This window comes from Pseudobacteroides sp., assembly GCF_036567765.1.
In the GTDB taxonomy this organism is placed as follows: domain Bacteria; phylum Bacillota; class Clostridia; order Acetivibrionales; family DSM-2933; genus Pseudobacteroides.
The window spans coordinates 1-2449 of record NZ_DATCTU010000083.1; the positions used below are offsets into that span (position 1 = coordinate 1).

The following is a 2449-nucleotide window of genomic DNA, read 5'->3' on the forward strand; positions in this document are numbered from 1 at the left end:
CCCTTATAATCAAGCTCTGGTATAAAAATTTTGCTTACTCTGTTAACAGCATTATTTCCACCGATTATAACAATATTTTTACCATCAAAAGATAGAGTGTATCCATTTTCAGAAGTCAATTTATAAACATTTTCAAGATAAGCCCTGGCACTAACTCCGGAACTTTTAAGAAACCCAGGGTTGATTTTCCTTATCCTATTATATTCCAGCAGTTCCTTATTCGTTTCATCATCCAGCGTTCCGTCTGCAAAAGAAAACGTGCAAAGAGAAACCCCGAAGCTGTATTACTACAGTCAAGGTTTCTTTATTTAACGATTATTTATCTGAATCCCATACTTCGATAAATTTAAATCCTTCAAGGCCACTTTCAATTACTTTGTTTCTAAACTCATCAGATACAAAAACTGTACCCCAAAGCTGGTCAAGTATCTTGAATGTAAAAAATAAAATACCTTATCTTTGTGGGGGTATCCCTATACAAGGCACTATGTGGAATTATTTTACTAAAATTCCGTTTAAAGCTACAATTATTCTTAAAAAAGCATAATATTACATATTGGCTATGCTGTTATTTTTGTTAATATATGTATTTTTTGATTCTCTATTGTCATAAGGTGTAAAAATGCATATAAGTATAAATTTACCATGAATTGAATAATTCCCGAAAAAGGAAAAAGCCCCTAAGCTTTATTGCTATCGGGGCTATATCTAAAAATTAAAATACTTGAGAATTATTACTTAGAATTATGAATCTCAATCTTATACTTAAATCTTAAGTATTAACCTTACTATTTAAGCAAGTTAAAAACCATTTTAATTTATCTGGACTCATATTTCGCATACCATATTTTCTAATAAATTCCTTGGCAGCTTCAATATCTTCTCCGAGCATTATTTTATTAATCTCATTTTTGAGTTGGGCTTTAATATCACAATTCTCAACTGTATTAAACTCGTGTATTAGTTTATCCAATTCCGCATAATCTGCACTTTGATTGAAATAACACTCCAAGAAATATTTGAACCTTCCATACTTGTCAACGTCTAAAATTCTATCCATTTTTTACTCCTTTCTACCTATATGGTTGGGAAGGCTGTTATTATCCTAAAGCCTAAATCTTGAGTTGCGTCTTTAACAAGTACAACTCTTGATTTCGTGAGATTATAAATTACCGTCGACTTATCCTGTAGAACACCTTTGCCTATAGAATATGCACTTTCAACATCAAATATCTTTCTAGCTTCAGCTCCACTTTCAAGCCACTGAGCAATCTCCTTACAATTTGTTCTCAAATTATGCTGAACAGCTTGTATTGCTGTACTCTTATTAGTAAATGAAGTGGCTGCGTCAACTTCTTCTTGGATAGCTCTACGTATTAACTCTTCATTAGTTTGTGATACATGCTTTTGTAAAGTATGACCTCCAGCTGATTCCATAATATCAAGAATGTCGTCACCGATTTTACGAATTTTATTAATTGTTTGTGTAACAAACTCACTACAATTATTATGAACCAAAAGCCCATTTGTACCTACAAAATATGTATGAAAGTTATCTACATTTAAGTTATAAATGCGTTCTGGCTCTTTTAAAGTTTCAACACTTTTTCCAATCAGAACCTTATACTCGCCTTTGGAATTAAGAATCTTGTCGCCTACTCTCAAGTTCTCAGCAGCCTTCCACCATCCACTATCAGTAAAGAATAGGTGGGATGCTGTAGTTCTAATTTCTTCATCGTTCAGTTTTAGACAAACAAGCTCATATGTACTTTTGATGTAAACCTGTTTGACTTCTTTGTAATCTATTATACCAGTCTTTACATCTTTTGAAAGAACATATTCTCCCTCTTGAATCTGATCAATTCTCTTTAATCCGTCCTTTGTTGTTACAAGCACATCTCCAACAAAACAGCCTGTTACACAGAAATTAAGAACATCATCAATTATCCCTTTTGCTTTAAGTACTGATTTTTGTAATCTTACTTCTACGCCAGTCCTCATCTTAAAAAGAATTTCAGTACCATAATCAACAGTTTCTTTTACAATTTCAAATATCTGATCATACTTAATTAATAATATATTTGTTATCTGTTCTATTGCCTCAGCCATTGCTTTAAGCATCTTTGCCAAAGCATCTTTACTTGCTATAGCCTTATCCGCAACCTTAACACACACTTTTGATAATACCTTGCATTCCCTCAGCAAGTCAAGTATCCTGAGTGCTTTCACTACCCCCGCACCAGAAACAAAGAACGACAATACAAATGATATTGCTTCGCCAATCATCTTACCCTTTTCATAGCTGTCAGCCATACCAAACTTTTCTGCAAATGTTGAAATCATTTCCTTTATAAGGTTTGCAAACATTTTCTTTTCTTCAACAAAGAGTAGCGTACTAGGGCACATCACCTTACACAAAAAGCCGATAGTTTCCAAAGTATTCTTTGGG

The 2449-nt window shown here is 33.1% G+C and carries 2 protein-coding genes; both read right to left on the reverse strand.

Translation table 11 applies throughout. The features are described 5' to 3' along the window. Positions 1 to 772 precede the first annotated feature (772 nt). Entirely contained in the window at positions 773 to 1060 is a 288-nt protein-coding gene (locus VIO64_RS12755; protein ID WP_331918770.1) for a contact-dependent growth inhibition system immunity protein, read from the reverse strand. 17 nt (positions 1061 to 1077) lie between these two features. Next, positions 1078 to 2449: polymorphic toxin-type HINT domain-containing protein (locus tag VIO64_RS12760; protein ID WP_331918772.1), on the reverse strand; the 1372-nt coding region annotated here is incomplete at its 5' end.